This is a genomic window from Paenibacillus silvestris, from assembly GCF_009882985.1.
Lineage (GTDB): Bacteria > Bacillota > Bacilli > Paenibacillales > NBRC-103111 > Paenibacillus_E > Paenibacillus_E silvestris.
This window is the reverse complement of the sequence record NZ_WTUZ01000022.1, coordinates 278,487-299,992: the sequence shown is the minus strand read 5'-3', so window position 1 is coordinate 299,992 and position 21,506 is coordinate 278,487. Positions and strand designations below refer to the sequence as shown.

General features: G+C 45.7%; 19 protein-coding genes, 1 riboswitch and 1 other annotated feature. Of the genes, 7 read left to right on the top strand and 12 right to left on the bottom strand.

Annotated features, from left to right (window positions below; genetic code table 11):
- Positions 1-40: 40 nt before the first annotated feature.
- The 5 genes from GQF01_RS21870 to ytxC all read right to left on the bottom strand — a co-directional run bounded on the left by GQF01_RS21870 (position 41) and on the right by ytxC (position 6,381).
- On the bottom strand, positions 41-418 hold the full coding sequence (locus tag GQF01_RS21870; RefSeq protein ID WP_235960147.1) for a hypothetical protein: 378 nt from the start codon (positions 416-418) through the stop codon (positions 41-43).
- Positions 419-496: 78 nt separating this feature from the next.
- Entirely contained in the window at positions 497-2,017 is a 1,521-nt protein-coding gene (locus GQF01_RS21865) for a methyl-accepting chemotaxis protein (RefSeq protein WP_235960361.1), read from the bottom strand.
- A 329-nt stretch (positions 2,018-2,346) separates the two neighbouring features.
- The gene (locus GQF01_RS21860) at positions 2,347-2,982 is read right to left on the bottom strand and encodes a 3D domain-containing protein (RefSeq protein ID WP_202556590.1); all 636 of its coding nucleotides are present in this window, start codon (positions 2,980-2,982) and stop codon (positions 2,347-2,349) included.
- 179 nt (positions 2,983-3,161) lie between these two features.
- Positions 3,162-5,096, bottom strand: a complete 1,935-nt coding sequence (thrS, locus tag GQF01_RS21855) for a threonine--tRNA ligase (RefSeq protein WP_161409888.1) — start codon at positions 5,094-5,096, stop codon at positions 3,162-3,164.
- A 343-nt stretch (positions 5,097-5,439) separates the two neighbouring features.
- On the bottom strand, positions 5,440-6,381 hold the full coding sequence (gene ytxC, locus GQF01_RS21850) for a putative sporulation protein YtxC (protein WP_235960145.1): 942 nt from the start codon (positions 6,379-6,381) through the stop codon (positions 5,440-5,442).
- Between the two features lie 194 nt (positions 6,382-6,575).
- Between ytxC and GQF01_RS21845 the strand changes: the two genes are divergently transcribed.
- Positions 6,576-7,676: a GGDEF domain-containing protein gene (locus GQF01_RS21845; protein WP_161408799.1), complete on the top strand. Its 1,101-nt coding sequence runs from the start codon at positions 6,576-6,578 to the stop codon at positions 7,674-7,676.
- 68 nt (positions 7,677-7,744) lie between these two features.
- On the opposite strand, the gene mqnC is transcribed toward GQF01_RS21845, so the two are convergent.
- The 4 genes from mqnC to metA all read right to left on the bottom strand — a co-directional run bounded on the left by mqnC (position 7,745) and on the right by metA (position 12,335).
- Entirely contained in the window at positions 7,745-8,881 is a 1,137-nt protein-coding gene (gene mqnC / locus GQF01_RS21840; protein ID WP_145659965.1) for a cyclic dehypoxanthinyl futalosine synthase, read from the bottom strand.
- Positions 8,882-9,017: 136 nt separating this feature from the next.
- Entirely contained in the window at positions 9,018-10,190 is a 1,173-nt protein-coding gene (locus tag GQF01_RS21835) for a trans-sulfuration enzyme family protein (RefSeq protein ID WP_161408798.1), read from the bottom strand.
- Complete coding sequence (locus tag GQF01_RS21830; protein ID WP_328803538.1) at positions 10,190-11,356, bottom strand: aminotransferase class I/II-fold pyridoxal phosphate-dependent enzyme; 1,167 nt, start codon at positions 11,354-11,356, stop codon at positions 10,190-10,192. The genes GQF01_RS21835 and GQF01_RS21830 overlap by 1 nt, the downstream gene beginning before the upstream one ends.
- A 34-nt stretch (positions 11,357-11,390) precedes the next feature.
- On the bottom strand, positions 11,391-12,335 hold the full coding sequence (gene metA, locus GQF01_RS21825; protein ID WP_161408796.1) for a homoserine O-acetyltransferase MetA: 945 nt from the start codon (positions 12,333-12,335) through the stop codon (positions 11,391-11,393).
- Between the two features lie 104 nt (positions 12,336-12,439).
- A riboswitch (SAM riboswitch) is annotated at positions 12,440-12,569 on the bottom strand.
- A 221-nt stretch (positions 12,570-12,790) separates the two neighbouring features.
- On the opposite strand from metA, the gene GQF01_RS21820 reads away from it, so the two are divergent.
- Together GQF01_RS21820 and corA are read left to right on the top strand one after the other, a co-directional pair.
- Positions 12,791-13,018 (top strand): hypothetical protein, encoded by a 228-nt coding sequence (locus GQF01_RS21820; protein ID WP_161408795.1) that lies wholly within the window; start codon positions 12,791-12,793, stop codon positions 13,016-13,018.
- 301 nt (positions 13,019-13,319) lie between these two features.
- Complete coding sequence (gene corA / locus GQF01_RS21815) at positions 13,320-14,255, top strand: magnesium/cobalt transporter CorA (protein WP_161408794.1); 936 nt, start codon at positions 13,320-13,322, stop codon at positions 14,253-14,255.
- Positions 14,256-14,312: 57 nt separating this feature from the next.
- Here the strand turns inward: corA and tyrS are convergent, their stop codons facing one another.
- Positions 14,313-15,569, bottom strand: coding sequence for a tyrosine--tRNA ligase (gene tyrS, locus GQF01_RS21810; protein WP_161408793.1), 1,257 nt, complete (start codon positions 15,567-15,569; stop codon positions 14,313-14,315).
- 68 nt (positions 15,570-15,637) lie between these two features.
- Positions 15,638-15,910, bottom strand: a binding site (T-box leader).
- Positions 15,911-15,962: 52 nt separating this feature from the next.
- The gene (locus GQF01_RS21805) at positions 15,963-16,976 is read right to left on the bottom strand and encodes an HRDC domain-containing protein (RefSeq protein ID WP_161408792.1); all 1,014 of its coding nucleotides are present in this window, start codon (positions 16,974-16,976) and stop codon (positions 15,963-15,965) included.
- A gap of 197 nt (positions 16,977-17,173) precedes the next feature.
- On the opposite strand from GQF01_RS21805, the gene GQF01_RS21800 reads away from it, so the two are divergent.
- Together GQF01_RS21800 and GQF01_RS21795 are read left to right on the top strand one after the other, a co-directional pair.
- On the top strand, positions 17,174-17,467 hold the full coding sequence (locus GQF01_RS21800; RefSeq protein WP_145659979.1) for a DUF3055 domain-containing protein: 294 nt from the start codon (positions 17,174-17,176) through the stop codon (positions 17,465-17,467).
- Positions 17,468-17,525: 58 nt separating this feature from the next.
- Positions 17,526-17,834, top strand: a complete 309-nt coding sequence (locus GQF01_RS21795) for a hypothetical protein (protein ID WP_202556588.1) — start codon at positions 17,526-17,528, stop codon at positions 17,832-17,834.
- Between the two features lie 63 nt (positions 17,835-17,897).
- Here GQF01_RS21795 and GQF01_RS21790 read toward each other — a convergent pair whose 3' ends face one another.
- Positions 17,898-19,382: a tagaturonate epimerase family protein gene (locus GQF01_RS21790; protein WP_161408791.1), complete on the bottom strand. Its 1,485-nt coding sequence runs from the start codon at positions 19,380-19,382 to the stop codon at positions 17,898-17,900.
- A gap of 179 nt (positions 19,383-19,561) precedes the next feature.
- On the opposite strand from GQF01_RS21790, the gene GQF01_RS21785 reads away from it, so the two are divergent.
- Both GQF01_RS21785 and GQF01_RS21780 read left to right on the top strand, forming a co-directional pair.
- Positions 19,562-20,407 (top strand): AraC family transcriptional regulator, encoded by an 846-nt coding sequence (locus GQF01_RS21785; protein ID WP_161408790.1) that lies wholly within the window; start codon positions 19,562-19,564, stop codon positions 20,405-20,407.
- A gap of 105 nt (positions 20,408-20,512) precedes the next feature.
- Complete coding sequence (locus GQF01_RS21780; RefSeq protein ID WP_161408789.1) at positions 20,513-21,487, top strand: aldo/keto reductase family protein; 975 nt, start codon at positions 20,513-20,515, stop codon at positions 21,485-21,487.
- Positions 21,488-21,506: the final 19 nt, after the last annotated feature.

Sequence of the window (21,506 nt, the reverse complement as noted above, 5' to 3'; positions counted from 1 at the left end):
GCAAAAAACCCTTCTATCTAGAAGGGTTTTAATCTTTATATTAGTTAAGCAGTTCTTCGAAATCATCGGGAATGGTAATGTCCTCGCCAGGCTTGGATTCGTTCATAATCTGTCTGGCACGTGCTATCTCCGATCGAAGCTTATTCACTTGCTCCATCGGCTTCTTCACATAATGGATATATTCAACGGCCAGATGATGGTCAGGTTTCTTCCCCGTAAACATGCGACGAAGTGAAGACATCGCTTGATAAGCCCGCTCTTCCTTCATTCTCTTCATTTCGTAACGCTCCACTACCTGCTCGATCTCTAAAGCCTGCTGTTCCTTGCGGGCAATGTAAGCTTCCAAGAAAGGAAATACCTCCGCGGCTTTCCTAGATGTCCTTTGAGAATTACCGTCGAATCGCATAGCATTCAGCATAGTCACTCACCTATCTCTCCATGTTAACATTCATCACAGTAATCTTATTTTACACTAAAACAATGGTTTTGAGAACCATTATTTCAATATTAGATCGATTCCTACAACACCAACAGGGACTCCCGTGTCACTTATTATTGCTTTTGATAAGGTAATACACGGTTTTTTCGTAATAGCTGACACGTACTCCTCCGAAATGAAGAGTTCACCAGCCATCGCCCGCTTCCACCACTGTCTCCCCTTCCCACTTACTAGACCAGCTTCTGGCAGTGAAAAGATGAAGGTCCCGTCTGCCCGGTTCGACCAGATAGCTTCAATACCATCCGTTTTCTTCAAAACTGCGCTTAATTGAGCGGCATGACTCGCATCCACGAGGGATGTGATGTCAGGTTTGAGTACAAGGGAGCTGAGCAACTGCTTCATCTCTTGGATATTGACGTTTGTAGTCCCCTTTGTATTTTGCAAACCAACCGCTTGAATGGCTTGGATAAGCTCTGTTGAGGAGCGATCAAGATTATGGTTGATGTGCTGCAACATCGAAACTTCTTGGCGCTGCTTTTTCATTTGCAAAAGCGTATTCTCCACACTGTCCATGGTTTCGTTCATCAGATCTACCACTTGTCCGAGCGAGGACCTCGTGCCTGTTACTAGGGTGGACTGCGTCTTGGTTGAGCTTGTCGTACTTGCGACGAGATTGTTCACATTCAGGATTAGAGAGAAAATCGTATCGATCTTTTCTTTCATCACTTTCATTTCGCTAATACCTAGGGCAACTGATTTCTTTTCTTCTGCAACGGCTGTTACAACTTGCGCAACGCCACTCTCAATCGAGGTCAAAATTTCCGAGGATTTGGTCACCGCATCATGGCTTTGTGCAGCCAGCTTCTTGATCTCCTGCGCGACAACCGAAAACCCGCGCCCCTGCTCACCCGCTCTAGCAGCCTCAATGGAAGCATTAAGGGCAAGCAATGACGTTTGAGAGACCACTTCAGCAATGAACGTATTGATTTCTTCGATTTTGGAAGTATGGCTGGTAAGATCCTGAATCTTGCGCTGCATCGTATCATTATTAATATGTAGATCACTCATGACTTCGTCTGTCGCATTCAGCGAGCGGCACACATCCACAACCGTATCTTTGGTCTGTTCGCTCTCTTTGTGCATATGTAAGGACGAATCTAAAATATGGTCGGCTGCTGCCGCCACCTGCTGAATCGCTGCGAAGGCTTCTTGCAGTTGTCCAACCGCTTGATCGCTGCGAGCTTTCAAGTGCTCTTCCTCTTGAATGGAAGCATCAGCAATATGCAGCAGTTGGCTAATAGAACGATTCACTTCTTCCACCGCTGCTGCCAAACGGTCCGCAACTACTTGCGATTCCTGTATAAACGTCCGGAACTGCTCCTGCTGCGCTTTTTCTGAATGGTGTGAATCGCTTGATCCTTTACTCATTGCAATGGTCAATATCCCTAGAAACAAAAAAACAGCCAACCCTGCAGCCGTGTACCAAATAGATGTTGAGAATAAAGCAACTACACTTACGGCAATACCGATGAGAATAAGAGCATACATCCAAGCTTTCAGTTTCGTCTCTGCCTGCATAAGCAATTGGCACTCCTCCCAGAAGGGCAAATGTTAGATTTTGCTACATTATATCGAAAATAGGCGACTATGAAAAGAAATAAAAAAGCAGAGACCCTTTCAGGCCCCTGCTTTTCATTCATTGCTATGGTTATGGTTATTCGTTATTTGTTTTGGTTTTGTGTGTTCGTTTGTTGCTGCTTGTTAGGTACCGCAGTTTCCGTAGCGAACTCTACGTCTTGTGCTGCTTTCTTGTTGTTTTTGTTCTTAGCCATGTTCAATCACCTCCTGTATGTTTATGATTTCCCAAACAGGATTTTTTATGATGAAAAATTTAGCCAGAACAAATTTTATAACGATTTGGTAGGAGCTATGATCTCATCCTTTAATTGATTCCATATGAGCTCAGTCACCTTGCCATTGCCCTGCTTGACGATAAATACTTTAACGGTTTTTTTGCCCCATTCTTTGTAGACCTGATCTTTCGTGTCAAAATACAAGTCGATTTTCTTCCCTTTAATCGCGCTTCCTGTATCAGCAACTACCCCGTAACCATATCCCGGGATAAACAAAACCGTGCCGAGTGGAAAAACCTTCGTGTCTGCAGCGATGGTCGATAAGGCTTTGTCGTCTCGCTTTACTTTGATCCCGGAGAAAGTAATCCCGTACTCAGGATGACCCGGCGTTTTCCCCGTGGATTCTTTACCTGCATAATACCCAGTAGCCGTCACTTCAACCGCCTTAAGCTTGGACAGATCCGAGTCCAGTTTAGGCACGTAGCGATAATTGATTTGTTGCTTACTATCTTGTGTTACAGGTACAGAAACAGGTTCCGAATTACTCGGGTTATCCATTTGATGCGGCGCTTGTATATGGCTTACGGTTTCTGCCGTATTTCTTGTTTCTTGTCCGAAAAGCGCAATCAAAACATTCATGATCATCCAGGTTCCAAGCCACTTGGGCTTAGTAAATAACGCAGTAAACATCGTTTTGATACCTCCCCTACTATTGCAGGTTGTCCAGTTCATTCCAGAATTAAACCTCCATATGCAGACTCACAGATTAAAATGCCCCCTTTGCGTTCCCTTATACATACCAAAATGCCTAATTTTGAAAACAAAAAAAGCAGAGAAGAATGACTCTTCTCTGCTTCCTTTGTATGCGATTATAGTTTTTTGCTGATTTCCTCATTGATCATGCCGATAACTTGTTCAATCGGATGAGTACCCAAGTCCCCTTGACCGCGTTTGCGGACAGATAGACTTTCGTTCGTTACTTCATTTTCCCCGACAACGAGCATGAATGGAATTTTCTCCAGCTGCGCTTCACGAATCTTGTAACCCAGCTTTTCATTGCGGTTATCCGCTTCGACACGAATACCTGCAGCTAATAGGCGCTCAGTCACTTTATTTGAGAATTCCTCAAATGCAGGAGATACTGGGATAACTTTGGCTTGCACCGGCATTAACCAAGTTGGCAGTGCACCTGCGAAGTTTTCAAGCAGGAAAGCTGTCATCCGTTCCATAGTCGAGATGATCCCTCTATGAATAACAACCGGACGATGCTTCTGACCATCTTCACCTGTATACTCAAGCTGGAAGCGCTCAGGCAGCAAGAAATCAATTTGAGCTGTGGAAAGAGTCTCCTCTTTCTTAAGCGCTGTTTTGATTTGAACATCAAGCTTAGGCCCGTAGAATGCTGCTTCCCCTTCAGCTTCGTAGAACGGAAGTCCTAACTCTTCTACAACCTCACGCAACATGCGTTGGGAAGTTTCCCACATTTGATCATCTTGGAAATACTTCTCAGTGTCCTTAGGATCACGGTAAGAAAGGCGGAAACGGTAGTCCGTAATGCCGAAATCAGCATAAACTTGACGGATCAAGTTAACTACACGTGAAAACTCTTCTTTGATTTGATCCAAACGACAGAAGATATGAGCATCATTCAATGTCATTGCGCGAACACGGTGCAGACCCGTTAATGCGCCTGACATTTCGTAACGGTGCATAGTTCCAAGCTCTGCGATACGAATTGGCAGATCACGATAGCTGCGCATATCCGTTTTGTAGACCATCATATGATGCGGGCAGTTCATCGGACGAAGGACAAGTTCTTCATTGTCCATGACCATTTTGGGGAACATATCCTCGCTATAGTGATCCCAGTGACCGGAAGTTTTGTACAACTCAACGTTGGCAAGAACCGGTGTGTAAACGTGCTGGTAGCCTAAACGCTCTTCTAGGTCTACAATGTAGCGCTCCATAGTGCGTCTCAATTTGGCACCGTTTGGCAGCCAAAGCGGTAAACCTTGTCCCACTTCACGGGAGAAAGCGAACATTTTCAGCTCTTTACCAAGCTTGCGGTGGTCACGTTTTTTTGCTTCTTCGAGCAAATGTAAATGCTCATCCAGCTGCGCTTTTTTAGGGAACGCAGTTCCGTAAATACGCTGCAGCATTTTGTTTTTCGCGTCTCCGCGCCAGTAAGCGCCTGCTACGCTCAACAGTTTAAAAGCTTTAATCTTTCCAGTAGATGGCAAATGTGGCCCGCGGCATAGATCAAAGAATTCACCTTGATCATAAATCGTAAGCACGGAATCTTCCGGCAAATCACGGATTAATTCAAGTTTGTACGAATCTTCCATCTCAGTGAAGATGCGAATCGCTTCCTCACGAGAGACCACGCGGCGAGTAATCGCCAGGTTCTCATTGGAGATGCGTTCCATTTCCTTCTCGATTTTCACCAAATCCTCTGGATTCAGCGGAGTATCCAAATCGATGTCGTAGTAGAATCCGTCTTCAATGACAGGTCCGATTCCTAATTTTACAGTTTTTTCGCCATAAATGCGTTTAATAGCCTGAGCCATTAAATGAGCCGTACTGTGACGATACATTTCCAAACCTGCTTCACTGTCGAGTGTCAAAATCTCAACGTCTGCATCATTTTCCAATTCGAACGACAAATCAACTGATTTTCCGTTCACTTTCCCGCCTACCGCATTTTTCTTCAGTCCGGAAGAAATGGATTCCGCCACTTGCTCAATGGTCGTTCCAACTGCGTACTCTCTCACTGCGCCATCTGGTAATTTCACTTGTACAACCATCTTCGTTCCTCCTGTATATGTGATTGAACGCAAAAAAGCACACTGCATCCCATAAGGGACGAGTGCGCTCAGCTCGTGGTTCCACCCTAGTTCGATTCGCTTCATGTCTACTCAGAGCATGGCGAATCCTCATCAGCATTCGGTAACGGGAATGATTCCGGTGTTGAATACTAACAGCCTGCTAATCAGACCGAATTCCACAACACGGCTACAAAGGGGTAAACTAACTGTTTCACTGAAGGAGATTGCAGCCTAGTCTCCTCTCTCTGTGCAGTTCTTGCAGAAAGTTCTTGTCTTTGATTAACGCCTTCGATCACTATTATAATTGGCTCTTCGTTCAAGGTCAAGGGGATAGTTGATCTTGTTTTTTCGCTTCCCCTAAATAAATGTCGCATGTCCGGCAGTATGAGCACACCGTAGTGCGATCCTCGAAGATTTGCCTAATCGTTTTAATTATCGTCATATCAGCATCTCTTGTGTGAATATAGATATTTGCAGGAGATACTGTGATCAGCGTGCTTACGATCATATCTTCGAAATTAATGTCCTTTTCCAACATTTCCATCTTGAAAGAGGCATCAAATTCATTGGCATCAATGAGCTCCATGCGATCATTCAGAATAACAAACTCATGGCCACCTTTGTGGATGAGATGAACAATCGGGATTTTGGCCTCTTGAATGTACACAAAATATTGCAAAAGTGAAATAAATTCCTGGTACTGACGATCCATCATGTACTCGTCTATCGCATATTCTGCTATTTCCCGCAGCTCGTCCGTGTAATCTTGCAAGCGGAAATGGAGGAAGCCGTCCAAGCTGAGCCTCGAAGTTTCTTCTAAGGCCAGCATAAGCTGGTCGACTAATACTTGTCTGCGTCGCTGAATGCCAAAGCTGTTGGTGAGAACAGGAGAATCCTCCATCCCTGTGTCTGCATAAACCGCTGGTTTACAGTAGCCTTCAATAGCTTCTAGGTCTTCCTTAGCTTCATATTTAAATTCTTTTATAAGCAGGTTACGCAAAATGCTGGATTCCTTATCCGCGATGATGTGATCTGCTAAAACACCAGCGAGATTCGGCCTCATTTGGCCTTGTACTGCTGAAACTTCCTCATCCGTTAGCTTCGATTCAAGGCGGATATATGCATGTGTTTCTGTCCATTCGTATGCAATTGTCCATCCACTTTCAACAATATGTAAAAGATGCAGCTCACGTTCTATTTGAGCGCTTAGCGAACGTACATAGGACTCATCAACCTTCATGATCACAATAGTAAACAGCTCCATACCCTCACTCCTTCCATCAATACATCCTCCTCTTAAGAGTATATGGTCGATAGGTAGGAGATATACAACGAACAAATTGCCATTTCCTTTCAGTATTCTTTATCAAATCTTTAAGTAAAGGTATTCCAATCACGCAAATTTTCATGCTATGATAATCATTATAGTGCTTTAGTCTCATATTGGAGTGAGTATCCATGCAAATAGACGCATACCAACTGCACAGACACGCTTGGAACCGCAAATTGCTGAACATCTACTGGTTCCTTGTCATGCTTCAACTTCCTTTCGAACTTCTCTACTCTTTCACCGTAAAAAGGGATGCAGCCCACCTGTCAGGGCATCTCATTATCTCCGTCTTCACCATGGTACTTATCCTTCTCGTGCTAGAAACGACCAATAAATTTTCCAGGAAGCTGCTCGATTACCAAATCATTAGCGGTGGCGCGGTCTTGTCATTCACGATAATCTACTTCAATTACGAAATAAATATCGTCATCCTTTACCTTTTACTCCCGATTTTCGTTTCCATTTTCTACCTGCAATTCTCCAAAATTATTTATTCCATAGCCTTGTCACTAGTCTCCTTCTTTCTTCTTTTTACTCTAAAATTACGTTTGCTCGCCGATTATACATTTGTAGATCTCCTAACGATATTGCCGGTGCTGAGCATTATTTCGATGATTACATTCGGAATTATCAAGCGCGGCGTCGAAATCCTGAACAATTTGCAAATAACAACAGAATTGAAACAGGAACTATTGATCAAAAATATAATCATGGACAAGCTCTCCAAAACAGATGCGCTAACCGATCTATACAACCACATTACCTTCCATGAATACTTGGATGAGCTCATTATGCAAAACGCGCAAGGTCACTTCTGCATTCATATCGCTGTGCTCGACATCGACAATTTCAAGAAAGTCAATGACACTTACGGCCATAGAGCTGGGGATGCTGTCTTGAAAAATGTAAGCAGTGCCTTGAAAATTCATGTAGGTCTCAATGATTTTGTGGCCAGATACGGCGGCGAGGAGTTCGCTATTATTTTCACGGAGAAGAACACGGATGTGGTGTTTGATTTACTCGAAAGAATCCGGTGGCAAATTTCCCAAATGAAACAAGAAGAGCTGAATGGACAAGCTGTCACCATCTCCATCGGACTCAGTGAGTACCTACCAGGGACCTCCAAAGAGCTGCTTTTCGCTGGCGCTGATCAATCCTTGTACACAGCCAAGAAAACCGGTAAAAACAAAACGATCATCCACACAGCTCCCGTGCAGGAAGCACGGTAAATCATGCAGAAAAGCCTCCAACCCACAATACAAGTGGGATGGAGGCTGCTTAATTTAAGCTAGAAAGATTAATTCTGCATGACAAAATCTTTGTCAATTTTCACATTCACGTCATCGAAAACACGCAAAATTTGGTATTTCGTGTTCCGCTGCGCAGGAATTTTGCCTGCTTGGCGAATGATGTCCAGCGTTGAGGTCACGTTGACCTTGTGCGTCGTACCCGCCGCGGATACCACGTTTTCTTCAATCATCGTAGAACCGAAGTCGTTGCAGCCGTAGCTCAGAGTCTGTTTACCCACTTCAGGTCCCATGGTTACCCATGAAGATTGGAAGTTCGGTACATTGTCGAGCATAATCCGACTAATCGCCAGTGTTTTCAAATATTCTTCAGGTGTTACTTTCTCCGCCTTCATGTTCGTATTATCCGGCTGGAACGTCCACGGAATGAACGCAAGGAAACCAGGCGTATTAAGCTTCTGCATCAATACATCGTCTTGTGCATCACGGATACGCAGCATGTGGAGCGCGCGCTCTTCCATCGACTCGCCGAAACCGATAACCATGGTGCCCGTTGTATGCATACCAATTTTGTGAGCGGTTTGCATCACGTCCATCCAGTCGCGCCATGAGCCTTTGAGCTTGCTGATTTTGCGTCTAGTCCGGTCATCCAAAATTTCAGCGCCGCCGCCAGGCAGGGAATCTAGTCCAGCTTCATGCAATTGGCGAACAACCTCTTCTAGAGACAAACCGTCTGAAACGTCTTTCATTTTCATAATTTCAGCTGGTGAGAAAGAGTGCATCGTAATGTCAAAACGCTTCTTGATCTCACGCAGAATGTTCGTGTAATAGCTGAATGGCAAGTTCGGATTGGTACCGCCCTGCATCAGAATCTCCGTACCATTCACATCCAGTGTCTCTTGAATCTTTTGGAAAATGGTTTCGTCCGGTAGTACATACCCTTCTGCTGAACCTGGTGCACGATAGAACGCACAGAATCTGCAGTATACATCACAAATATTTGTATAGTTGATATTCCGGCCAATAACAAACGTGGTAATCGGGTCCGGATGCCATTTTTTCATAATTTGATTAGCAGTATCGCCAATTTTCTCTATTTGATCGGATTCGAACAGTGTAATGCATTCTTCTACATCAATTCGGCCGCCTGATTGTGCTTTATTTAAAATACGATCGATCGGTTTCACAGCTCTTCACTCCTTTAATTTCTGATGGCTCGTATCCATTCATCGTACCATATTCATGCCAAAAAAGCAGCAAATTGCTGCTTTTCATCAGTAGGAACCTTTTTCAAATATGACTATTTTGGGAATTCCGGATTCTCTATCCGCGAAGCGCTTGCTCTAAATCTTCAATTATGTCTTCGATGTCTTCAAGACCAACCGAATAACGGACAAGACCGTCAGTAATGCCTCGCTGCAGGCGAACTTCCTTCGGCATCGCGGCATGAGACATCATAGCCGGATAGGACAAAATACTTTCAACAGCGCCAAGGGAAACGGCTACAAGCGGTATACGCACTTTGCTCAGCATCTTTTTGGCTTTCTCGCCGGAGCCTACATCAAACGAAACTACGGCCCCGTAGCCAAGGGATTGTTTCTCATGAATCTCCCTGCGAGGATGGTTCGGAAGACCCGGGTAATACACGACCTCAATGTCAGGCTGCTCAGATAGCCATTGTGCCAATCTTTGAGCGCTTTTCTCTGAAACTTCCATACGGGCTTTCAAAGTTTTCATTCCGCGGATGAGCAGCCATGAATCCTGAATGCCAAGAACATTACCTAATCCGTTCTGAATCTGCTTCATTCTGCGCCCCAGGCTATCATTGGCAACTACGGCAAGTCCAGCCAGGACATCGCTGTGTCCCCCCAGGAATTTGGTTGCGCTGTGCAGCACAATATCAATCCCCAGCTCAATTGGACGTTGATGGTAAGGCGTCATGAATGTATTATCCAGCATCGTCAGCAGATCATGCTCTTTGGCAAAAGCAGCTACTTCGGCGATGTCGGTGATTTTGAGAGTCGGATTCGAAGGTGTTTCAAGGAACACTGCTCTTGTGTTAGAACGCAGCGCTGCACGAACTTGGGCCATATCCGTCATATCGACGAAGGTTGACTCGACCCCCATCCGATTCATGATCGTTGTAAGCAAGCGATATGTACCGCCATACACGTCTTCCGTCACGATAACATGATCTCCTTGTGAAAGGAGCATGAAAGCCGAGGAAATCGCGGCCATCCCGGAAGCAAAGGCGAAGCCGCGCGTTCCTCCTTCAAGCACTGTAATGTAGTCTTCCAGAGCTTGACGGGTAGGGTTGCCGGAGCGCGTGTAATCATACTCCGGGGAAACCTCTAAGTCGGCTTGATGGAACGTTGATGCCTGATATAAAGGCACGCTGGAAGCGCCTGTCGCTTCATCAATCGCCGCGCCGAAATGTATGAGTTTTGTAGCGAATTTGCCGTGAGGCTTGCGTTTATCGTTCGGTGAATGGCTCATTACAGGGATTCTCCTTCTAATTCAGCTTGTGCCAGGCTAAGCGCATTCGCTAAATCTGCAATGAGATCATCTTGATGCTCAATCCCAACTGAGAAGCGCAGAAGGCGATCATCCACGCCGATTTGTTGACGAATTTCAAGCGGAATATCGGCATGCGTTTGTACAGCCGGGTATGTCATCAGCGATTCAACGCCGCCTAAGCTCTCTGCGAAGGCGATAAGCTGGATGTGACGCAGAATTGGCTCAATCAGTCTGGCGTCTTTCACTTTAAAGGAGAAAATCCCTGTGTTTCCGCTGGATTGCTTGTTTTGAATGGCATGACCTGGATGAGACTCCAGTGCCGGATAATACACATCGCTGATCAGCGGGTGCTCCAGCAGGAAGTTCGCAACAGCTGTTGCATTCTGCTCGTGACGCTCCATACGAAGTGCCAGCGTCTTCATGCCTCTCATCAACAGCCAACTGTCTTGAGGACCAAGCACGGCGCCAATCGAATTGTGCAGGAACGCCATTTGCTCAGAAAGCTCTTTGCCTTTGGTCACAATCAGACCGGCAAGCACGTCGTTGTGTCCGCCCAAATATTTAGTAGCGCTGTGAACAACGACGTCTGCACCCAGCTCTAGAGGGCGCTGTAAATAGGGAGTTAAGAGCGTATTGTCGACGATGGATACAATACCTTTCCTACGGGCCCATGTACATACAAGCTCGATATCTGTGATCATCATGAGTGGATTCGTCGGCGTCTCAATGATCAGCCCTTTGGTATTCGAACGGTAAGCAGATTCCAAACCATCCAAATCGTTCGTATCTACATACGTAGCCGTTACACCGAAGCGAGACATGATTTTCTCAAGCAGACGGTACGTACCGCCATATAGGTCCAAGGAAACAATCAAGTGATCTCCTTGACTAAAGTAGGCAAACACCGTTTGCAGCGCGGCCATCCCGGATGAACACGCGAAACCAGCATCTCCGGACTCCAATTGAGCGATCGCATCCTCAAGCACTTTACGAGTTGGGCTTTTGGTACGCGCATAGTCAAAACCAGTGCTTTGACCGAGCTTCGGGTGACGGAAAGCAGTAGCCTGATAAACAGGGAAACTGACAGCTCCTGTTACAGGTTCTTCGATGGAGCCAATTTGGGCGAGACGACTTTCGATTTTCAACAAAGGGAGTTCCTCCTCATGATTTGGGTTCGAATTACAGTTGCGCACTTGCCAGGCTTTCATTGATATTGGCGTTAAGCTCAAAAGGCGTTGCTTGGTACACATAATAGTTCAACCAATTAGAGAACAGCAGGTTAGCGTGGGCTCTCCAAGTGTTATAAGGTTGTCTGCTAGGATCATTGTTCGGGTAATAATTTTTTGGGATTTCAATAGGAAGTCCCTTGCTCACATCCCGATCATACTCCCATTTCAATGAATTCGCATCATACTCGGAATGGCCCGTTACGAAAATATGCTTTCCATCACGTGTAGCCGCGATATAAACACCTGATTCCTCCGATTCGGATAAAATCTCCAGATCCGGACATCGCTCAATGTCATCACGACGAACATCGGTATGGCGCGATTGCGGCACATGGAATACTTCATCAAAGCCGCGAAGAAGCTTCGTATTCGGCACCTCTACCGTGTGCGGGAATACACCGAATATTTTGTTGTCCAGTGCAAATTTACGAACCCCGAAATGATGATACAAGCCCGCTTGGGCTGCCCAGCAAATATGCAAGGTCGAAGTGACGTTTTCTTTGCTCCAATTCAGGATTTGCGTCAACTCCTCCCAGTAATTCACATCTTCAAACTCCATCTGTTCGACTGGGGCGCCTGTAATAATCATGCCATCCAGCTTTTCTTCCTTAATATCGTCAAAAGTTTTATAGAACAACTCCAGATGTTCAACGGAAGTGTTCTTAGAAGTATGAGTTTTCGGATGCAGAAGAACGAATTCCACCTGCAGCGGGGTATTCCCGATCAAGCGCAGTAATTGCGTCTCGGTCGTTTCTTTGGTTGGCATCAAATTCAGCAAAGCAATGCGAAGTGGACGTATATCCTGGTGATACGCGACAGATTCGTCCATGGTGAAGATGTTCTCTTGGTTTAAAATTTCTTTGGCAGGCAGGTTGTCAGGAATCTTGATCGGCATCCTGTTCACTCCTCTTCAATGGTTTATTATGGGTGTATGGAAATGCAAAAATGACCTTCTCTGGAATCAGAGAAAGGCCATGGAATGTCACTGTCAATGTCCTTCTCTTATCTCCCAGATTCGCTTTCGAAAAGCGTTTCCGCAAGAATTAGCACCGTGCATCCCTTTGCTTGCAAAGGTTTGTCGGTTGCCGGGTGTCATAGGGCTAGTCCCTCCACCTACTCTTGATAAGAAAATGAAACGTATGCGATTAAAATCATCATACTATAAAATGAGGTAAAGTCAAGACGTTAACTGATTCTGCAACCTCCAAAAATAAAGAAATTGCATAAGGCTGTCCCACTATGATAATATTGATACGAAATGTATCGTTATTTGGTGTTTAAATAACTCAAAACAGGGTTAAATAACTATCAAACTGATTACATTATCTAACCAAACAAAGGGGGTCTATTATGTCCGCACCAACTTCGGATAACTTTTCTGCTTTCGCTTCATTAAATCGATATTTCGCTCTAATTGAAACATCGAAGCCAACTATGCAACAGGCAGAGGATGCCGCAGCCTTATTATGTCGAATCTACGGTGCAGCGAATGAGGAAGAACTACTGCTCCAAGGTAATTCTGAATTGATTGACATTTATACAGAAATGAAAGCCAAAATCTTGAAAGCCGCCATGTAACTCATGGCGCTTTTTTTTTGACACCGAACAAGCCCTGAATCCATAAAGTATCTAAAGCGCATTCCTACTTGTTTCGCCAAACTTTTTGGCTTGAAACGGGATATATGAAGGGTTATACTAGACAAGTATTATTCGACACGGACGCAAAAGGGGGGCATACGTTTGGACGGGGAACCGAGGAGTAGCACCTGCAAGATTAGTAAATTTTATAGTGTAGGAATGCAGTCGGTTATTCCATCATTCGTAGTCTCGCACACATGATGAACGTAACCGGCTGATTCCATGCAAAGGGGTGGATCAGATGAAAACACGGTGGGTTCAGAATGGCATTTTCACAATGGTCGATGACGTGTCTGTCGCACTAACACCTCCAGAAAAAGGCTTTTATTGGATTGATGCAGGGATCGAGGATTTAGAACTTCTTCAGCCTTTATTCCATCTACATGATTTGGCCGTGGAGGACTGCTTGAGCGAAGAGGAACAGCGTCCTAAAATTGAATTTTATGATTCGCATTATTTTATCGTAATTAATAGCATTCGTTTTGATGATGAAGAAATTTTCCTTCGTGGACTTAATTTATTTCTTAGCAAGCATGTCATTATTACCGTTACTAGACAAAAAATTAATGAACTTCGCGCTTTGAAGCCCTTTCTATGGGAAGAGGAAGTCAACAGCGCCGATCGTTTCCTATACCATCTAGTCGATCTTGTCGTCGATAATTACGTTGCGGTTGGTGACCGTATCGAGGCCAAGATTGAAAAGCTGGAAGAAGATATTCTGGTAGCTACCAAGAAGACGCATTTGAATGAGATCATCGGACTTCGTTCGGAAATTCTCTGGCTCAAAAAAGTGCTCGTTCCGCAGCGCGATGTCATCGGTACCCTCGGCAAAAAGGATCTTAGGCTGATCGATCACCAGCTCCAGAAATATTTTGGCGACATTTATGAGAATGCCGTGAAAATTGTGGATACGTTCGATACGCTCCGCGATCTCATGGGGAACTTACGAGAAGCTTATCAGTCCAGCCTGGCTAACCGCGCGAATGATATCATGCGTGTTTTTACCGCGCTGACGACCATTTTCATGCCGCTGACGTTCATTACAGGTGTGTTCGGGATGAACTTTGATAACATTCTAGGGCTCCATGTCGCTCACGGAGATGAGCTCGTCTTAGCATTCATGGGTGTGCTAGGCATTGCGATGTATATCTTATTCCGCAAAAAAGAATGGCTTTAATGTAAGAAAGGGCTTCTTGAAGCAGCTGAAACGGCTGATCAGGAAGCCCTTTTTTGGCTAAACCCGTTTGATCTTCACGAATTTACGTTTCCCTATTTGAATAATATCGCCGTCCTGCGGGTGGAAAGACTCATGGATATTCATGATCTTCGTTTCATTGATTTTCACTGCGCCTTGTTCAATACTGCGTCTCGCCTCTCCATTGGAAGCTTGCAGCCCCATAGAAACAAGCAGCTTAATGATGGAAATCGGGCCCGCTTCCAGCAGTTCCCCGCTTATCTGTATGTCTTCGATATCATCTGGCAGCGCCCGCTTCTGAAAGACCGTAATAAAGTGCTGCTCAGCCTCTTGGGCTGCTTCCGCACCATGATACATACGAACATATTCCTTGGCCAGCTTCATCTTGGCATCCCTCGGATGGATGGAGCCAGCCTCCAGTCCCTCTCTCAACTCCTGAAGGCTCTCACCTGAGATCGCAGTCGTTAACGCATAATATTTCAGCATAAGCGAATCTGGAATCGACATCGTTTTCCCGAAAATTTCATTCGGCACTTCATCGATACCGATGTAATTTTTCAAGCTTTTGCTCATCTTCTGCGTGCCGTCCAGCCCTTCGAGCAGCGGCATCAGAATAGCCACTTGCCCGTCTTTCATCTCATAGGCGCTTTGCAGTGTACGTCCCATCAAAATATTAAACGTCTGATCTGTACCCCCTAGCTCAATATCGGTCTCAAGCGACACGGAATCGTAGCCCTGCATTAACGGGTAGAAAAATTCATGCACATGAATCGACTGGTTCGCTGCGTATCTTTTGGCGAAATCGTCCCGCTCCAGCATCCTCGCAACCGTCACCTTACCCGCAAGCTTCAGCACATCATCAAATTTCAGTTCACCAAGCCAACTAGAATTGTAGTAAAAGGTCGTTTTGCTGAAATCCAAAATTTTGGACAGCTGTGTCTGATACGTCTGAGCATTATGCTGAACATCCTCTTCTGTCAGCTGTTTGCGCGTTTCCGACTTCCCTGTTGGATCACCGATCCGACCTGTGAAATCTCCGATGATTAGCTGAACTTCATGGCCTAACTCTTGAAATTGACGAAGCTTTTGCAAAACAACGGTATGCCCGATATGAATATCAGGTGCTGACGGATCCAGGCCCAGCTTCACTTTCAATGGTTTTCCTGTCACAATGCTCTGGGTAATTTTCTGTTTCAGGGCATCTTCCGGTATGATTTCTGCCGCGCCTCGTTTAATAATCTGCAGTTGGCGCTGAACTTCCTGCTTCTGTGCATCGGTTAACTCTTTTCCCGTCATCCTACAATCCCTCCTTAATCGCTATAAAAATAGTTCAAGAAAAAACAAAAAGACAACCAAATCGTCCACAAAGGGACGAGACGGTTGTCTCGCGGTACCACCCTAATTAAAGCGAAGGATCTGCGACTCTCATTCGCAGCCTTCTCTTTCACTTAGTAATTGTAACGGCATAGGATTGCCGGGTATAAGCTACTGATGCTCACACAAGAGCATGTTCCCTCAACCAACTCAGAACGGTAATTCGGAGCCATACTTGCATCGGTTTGCACCTTCCACCGACTCTCTGCAGCAGCGGCATTACTCCTACTAAGGGCATCGCCCCAGTTCGTCATCGCTTTGATTGCTATTAAGATTATTGACCATTTAATCACATCTGCCTAAGCCCTGTCAATGTTAACTTGCAACCCCCGTGTTTATGCTCTCCTTCTCCTTGCGGAAACGCAATCGAAGCAATCGAAGCCACTCATAAGCGTGGTCGAGCTCTTTGCCTTTCAGCTCCTCTGTGCCGCCCATACGTTGAAGAACCGGCTTCAAATAGCGGTCGCCTTCTGATTCGAATGCGTTCCAAGCTTTGATCTGTTCCTCCTCCGGGACTGAAGTCAACTCTGCTTCCACCAGTAGATCCATATCGTAGCCATCCCGATCCAATTCCTCTACCCACAGCAAGAGCTCTCTGCGCGGCATCGTTAAGTCAGCTTGAAGATCCGCCAAGCTGCCTCCGCGGGCAGCTATCTCCAGCAGCTTGCGTTTGCTGACCTCACGATCAAGCTCCATACGCAGCTTCTGCTCCTTCTGCGCGAGGAGCCATGCCTCGAACTTGACGATATCAACACTCCTGGCAACCCAATCTAGTGGAAAGCCATTCGTTCGCGTATGCTCTGCGGTTAGCTTAAGGATATCCCCTGCATACATATTGGTTTTTTGCTCACCGAAACCAGGGATTTGCTGGAGCTCCTCCTTGCTCTGAGGCAGGAAGACAGAAATCATGCGCAGCACCCGATTCGTAGCGAGAATATAAGGAGCTTTGCCCTCGCGCGCGGCTTGTTCACGTCTCCACGCACGAAGAGGCTCATACACTTCATCGCTTGGATGTTCTTCGCAGTAATAGGTCAGCATCTGTGTCATCCTCGCTTTGCCTGATAGCACTTGCGCCGATTCCAGATCCGAACTCACAATAGGGCGGAAGCCGTTGCGAAACTTCTCTCGCAATCCATGACGGAAGATGCTAAGCATCTCATCCCAGCTCATCCCCTGATACCACTGAGCTTGCTGCTGCTTGCCTGCGCTGTCTGGTTCGTTCCAGAACACATTCCACACGCCCTGCTCCTCAGCAATCGACACCTGCGCCGATAAAATTTGATGATCCCCCGTTTCTTTCTCCAATGTGTTCAAAAAAACAATGTTCATACTTACCTCCTCCAAATGGTTACGAAAAATAGGGTAAGAAAAACGAAAAAGCACCTCTTCAGCTAGGCTGAAAAGGTGCTTCCCTTTTTCTAATATCCAAATCATACCATGTTTGTAAGATAGGCGCAACCTATGTTTTGTTGACAGGCCTATTTCGGTTATAATGGAACACATACCAGAATGAAAAGAGGGCCCTTATGTCTGATTATGACTTTTTATACGATCATCAAGAAGAAACGACAACGCGTTTTGTATGCTTCGTCGGCAATGCGCTGCACCGTTTTGACCTTGCGATAATGACTACCACCCGTTATTACGGCAAAAAGCTAGTCATTGATTTACAATCAGGACGCAGTGCTGTAATTGGTCCCGATGATTTGGCGGAAGAGGGATACCTGGAGTACGCGTTCAAGCTCAATGAGGAACAAGCACTCGAACTCAATGAATTTTTACAGCAAATTATCGGCTCTATTCATTTCACGGATATTTAATGGATCAGCGGGGGACACTGGAAAAAGCATGCGCAACCCAGATGAGGAGGCATTTTCCATGAGTGTCGAAGAAACCGCAAAAGACAAATATACCGAAACAAAAGGTTTCATACCTGAACAGCGAGATGTATACACCGATTTGGAGACAGTCGAATCTCAGCGAAATGACCTGATTCCTGAGGAATTTCCCGAAGGTCCTTATGGCACAAGCCTAAACACGGAATCGCTGGGAAAAAGCTCCCCATGGCGAAAAGATCAGCGCCCGCCAAACCGGTTTTCCTATGAAAATCATGAGCTGCATGAAGGCATCAAACGGGACTACCCAGGCGCAGATGATAATCGGAATGAACCTTCGAATCAAGAATAGGATTTAAAAAAAGAGGCAATCTTCAAGCAGATTAACGGCTTGAGAATTGCCTCTTTTGTGATTTTATTTACCCAGCAGCTCCAAATGTCTGCCGATATGATGACGTAAGCCTTCAGCGAATACATCTTCCTGCTCTGCCATCGTGTGGAAGAACTCGTCAGCAAACGTCTTGCTGCCATCTGCATTTTTTGCCTGCAGCAACAGGCCGTATGTGATGTGCAGCAATTGGCGTGCATTGTTCTCTTCCATGTAGTTGGGCAGATCTGCATCCGCAACTTCAGAAAGCGGAACGATGGCATTGATGTCCGTCGTCACGTGATAATAAGCTGTCGCTTCTGTGAAATGATCCAAAGCGAATTGGTGCATGCGGCGATACAGGGAAGGGTTCACTTTTGCCACCACACGTACCGCTTCAAGCCAATTTGTACCCGCTGTTTTGATGTGGAACAAACCGTTGGTGTATTGTCCAATCAGTGGGAATACACTGAATTTGTCACTACCAGAATGAATGCTCAGCTTATATTCAAAATGCACAGCAATCGCCGCATGGCTCGCTAGCTCACGCTCAAATTGCGCGATATCACCGATGTAGTCAATACCTTTCTGGAATTCCCCGCAGAAGCGTGGCGCCATGCTGAAAATGGAAACCCCGCGATCACGAAGCTCGTTTGCTACCAAATAATGGGCTTCTGGTGATGTAGGTGTAGCCGTTTCATCAATAGAAATTTCAAAATCAACAGCACGATCCAGAGTCGCGATATATTTGCGGTAAATGGCTTCCATGAAATTAATCGCTGCGTCGTAGATCAGAACATCTTTTTGGAGCGCTTCGCGCGTGTAGTTAAGTGCTGCACCTGGAACATCAGCAGGTGTTTCCAAGTAACGTTTCTCATAGTGCTCACGCAAGCTCGCAGGCAACTTCTCATACTTCGCCGCTACTTCCTGTGCGGACAACGTTTCGATCGTATTATCAATATTTTCGGAGCAATCCAGCGTCAACATAGTAAAGCCAAGACGCAAAGCATACTCGATATCTTCTTCCTTCTTCAAATGGTCGCCATCTGCGCCATAACCATCTTTGTAGCCTTCTTGGAATACGGCATAAGCAGCTGCATCCAAAACATCTTCATACGTTCTGCCTGTAAGCGCAAGCTCACGAATACTTTGCTGTGCCAACACGGGACGAATATCTCTGCCGCGAATCGTTTGAATGTGTCCAGGGCTTGCAATACCAAGTCGATCACCCAGACCCATCGTAGCAACCTGTGTGCCAAACGCTTGCGGGGCTGTATACGGCAAAAATTGATTTAGTGTCAAACGATTCTCATGTGTTAAGGGAGCAACTTTAGCGCCATCAACAACTTCTCCGTTTAATTGATCGTACAAATCACTCTCACCAACTGCAAGCAACTGCTTTCCAGCCTCTGTACGTACCATAACAAGTGAAGTATTCCCAATTTGTGTAAAAGATGCCGCATATACTTTAACGCCCGGTGCTGCTAGCGTCGATGTATTTCCCGTTTTGATTGCGTCGATAAGCTCTTTCATTTTGTGTGTTCCTCCCTTATTTTGCAAACGTTTGCTATTTTCCTATATAGCTTTATCATATCGCAAGTTAGGAGCGTTTTCTCTTCATCTATTCCTATTTTCAAGCAAAACTATTCATATTTTTCACTAGGACTGTGATATACTTCCCTTACAACAATACGTACTAAAGGAGTGCTCTCATGCCCAGCACCGTCACCTTCGGCAATGAAGATGAAGGCCCATTTTATATTCAGCATATTCATCGCAATGGATCGTTCGAGAGAACTCAGCACATGCATGATATGTATGAGCTCTATTATTTGTATGAAGGTGAACGCATGTATTTCATTCGGGACCGCTCGTATCTCATCCTTCCGGGAGACTTAGTGCTCATTAATCGGCGTGAACTTCACGCCACTTCCGACTCCGATAAGCTTGGGCATGCGCGTGTTGTGATGAATTTCAGCGACAACTTCCTAGAGAGCATGAAGTCCGATGCTCCTTTCTTGCTTGATGCCTTCACGCATGCTGCGCCTGTGCTCAGGCTTGATCTCCCAACCCGGCGATTTGTCGAAGACATCCTTGGCAAAATGATCCATGAAGCAAAAGAACCTCAGCTCGGCCAAACCTTCGCTCTGCGTCATTTTCTGATCGAGTTGCTGCTGTTCACTGCACGTTTCGTACGCCTGCATCCTGTCACTTCACCTGAGCATGTCTCTCCCCTGCATAGAAAAATATCGACGATTGTGCGTTACATTAACATTCATTTCGCCGAACCTTTGCGATTGGAAGAGCTTGCAGAAAGATTTGAAATCAGCCCCGCTTATTTAAGCCGTATGTTCAAGGAGATCACTGGATTTTCACTTATCGAATATATTAATCTCGTTCGTGTCCAGGAAGCGCAGAGGCTCTTGATGGAGACCAAAATGAAAGTCATTGTCGTTGCTGAGCAGGTCGGATTCGGCTCCTTAGTTCAGTTCGGCCGTGTCTTTCGGCAGATTACCAAAACAACGCCCCTTCGATACCGGCAATTGGCTGGTACTTAACTCCATGTAACTAAGTGAATAAATTGTGCGTCATTGTCAGCCCTCATCCCCCCTCTTATAATGACAGTAAAGCAGTAGACTGAGAGAACGAGAGGATGAATAACGATGAAATATAGAAACGTTGGCAATAGCGGTTTAAAAGTAAGTGAAATTGCTCTCGGAAGTTGGCTTACCTACGGTACAGCCGCTGAACAAAAAGCGGCCGATGCTTGTATTGAACAAGCATTTGAGAGCGGTATCAATTTTTTCGATACAGCCAATGCCTACAACCGAGGAGAAGGTGAGAAAGCGATGGGAGCAGCTCTTAAGCCATATCAGCGCTCATCCTATGTCCTTTCGACGAAAGTTTTCTTCCCGATGGGCGAAGGTCCTAATGATCGTGGGCTTTCACGCAAACATATTTTTGAGCAATGCGAAGCTAGTTTACAACGTTTAGGAGTCGACTATATCGACTTGTATTTCTGCCATCGATATGACGCTCAAACTCCGCTGGAAGAAACACTACGCGCCTTGGATGACCTGACGGCGCAAGGTAAGATTCTATACTCCGCTGTCAGCGAGTGGACGGGTACTCAAATTACCGAAGCAGCAGGCATTGCTGAACGGTTGAACTTGCGCCCTCTGATCTCGAATCAGCCGATCTACAATATGTTTGAGCGCTATATTGAACGGGAAGTCCTGCCTGTCTCGGCCAAAAAAGGATTAGGACAAGTCGTGTTCTCTCCTCTTGCTCAAGGCATTCTAACCGGCAAATATAAGCCAGGCGCGCCGCTTCCAGCGGATAGCCGAGCTGCAAACAATTCCGTCAACAGCATCATTACGAGCTACTTGAACGAACAAGTCCTCTTGGTTGTGCAAGAGTTAGAGCAAGTAGCCCGCAAACAAGATATCTCCCTGGCTCAGCTAGCTCTGGCGTGGGTACTCCGTCAACCTGGCGTCAGCACAGCTCTCATCGGGGCGACGAAGCCTGAGCAGATCGTAGAGAATGTGAAAGCCGTTGACATTCAGCTAACACCTGAGACGCTGGATCAAATTGATGAGATCCTGAAGCAAGTTGCCCATTTCTCGCCAAAACGATAAGGATCATCGGCACGTTGAA

Excerpts from the sequence above, each read along its gene's own strand:
- GQF01_RS21870 (WP_235960147.1), bottom strand. The coding sequence starts at position 418 with ATGCTGAATGCTATGCGATTCGACGGTAATTCTCAAAGGACATCTAGG.
- GQF01_RS21865 (WP_235960361.1), bottom strand. The coding sequence starts at position 2,017 with ATGCAGGCAGAGACGAAACTGAAAGCTTGGATGTATGCTCTTATTCTC.
- GQF01_RS21860 (WP_202556590.1), bottom strand. The coding sequence starts at position 2,982 with ATGTTTACTGCGTTATTTACTAAGCCCAAGTGGCTTGGAACCTGGATG.
- thrS (WP_161409888.1), bottom strand. The coding sequence starts at position 5,096 with ATGGTTGTACAAGTGAAATTACCAGATGGCGCAGTGAGAGAGTACGCA.
- ytxC (WP_235960145.1), bottom strand. The coding sequence starts at position 6,381 with ATGGAGCTGTTTACTATTGTGATCATGAAGGTTGATGAGTCCTATGTA.
- GQF01_RS21845 (WP_161408799.1), top strand. The coding sequence starts at position 6,576 with ATGCAAATAGACGCATACCAACTGCACAGACACGCTTGGAACCGCAAA.
- GQF01_RS21835 (WP_161408798.1), bottom strand. The coding sequence starts at position 10,190 with ATGAGCCATTCACCGAACGATAAACGCAAGCCTCACGGCAAATTCGCT.
- metA (WP_161408796.1), bottom strand. The coding sequence starts at position 12,335 with ATGCCGATCAAGATTCCTGACAACCTGCCTGCCAAAGAAATTTTAAAC.
- GQF01_RS21820 (WP_161408795.1), top strand. The coding sequence starts at position 12,791 with ATGTCCGCACCAACTTCGGATAACTTTTCTGCTTTCGCTTCATTAAAT.
- corA (WP_161408794.1), top strand. The coding sequence starts at position 13,320 with ATGAAAACACGGTGGGTTCAGAATGGCATTTTCACAATGGTCGATGAC.
- tyrS (WP_161408793.1), bottom strand. The coding sequence starts at position 15,569 with ATGACGGGAAAAGAGTTAACCGATGCACAGAAGCAGGAAGTTCAGCGC.
- GQF01_RS21805 (WP_161408792.1), bottom strand. The coding sequence starts at position 16,976 with ATGAACATTGTTTTTTTGAACACATTGGAGAAAGAAACGGGGGATCAT.
- GQF01_RS21800 (WP_145659979.1), top strand. The coding sequence starts at position 17,174 with ATGTCTGATTATGACTTTTTATACGATCATCAAGAAGAAACGACAACG.
- GQF01_RS21795 (WP_202556588.1), top strand. The coding sequence starts at position 17,526 with ATGAGTGTCGAAGAAACCGCAAAAGACAAATATACCGAAACAAAAGGT.
- GQF01_RS21790 (WP_161408791.1), bottom strand. The coding sequence starts at position 19,382 with ATGAAAGAGCTTATCGACGCAATCAAAACGGGAAATACATCGACGCTA.
- GQF01_RS21785 (WP_161408790.1), top strand. The coding sequence starts at position 19,562 with ATGCCCAGCACCGTCACCTTCGGCAATGAAGATGAAGGCCCATTTTAT.
- GQF01_RS21780 (WP_161408789.1), top strand. The coding sequence starts at position 20,513 with ATGAAATATAGAAACGTTGGCAATAGCGGTTTAAAAGTAAGTGAAATT.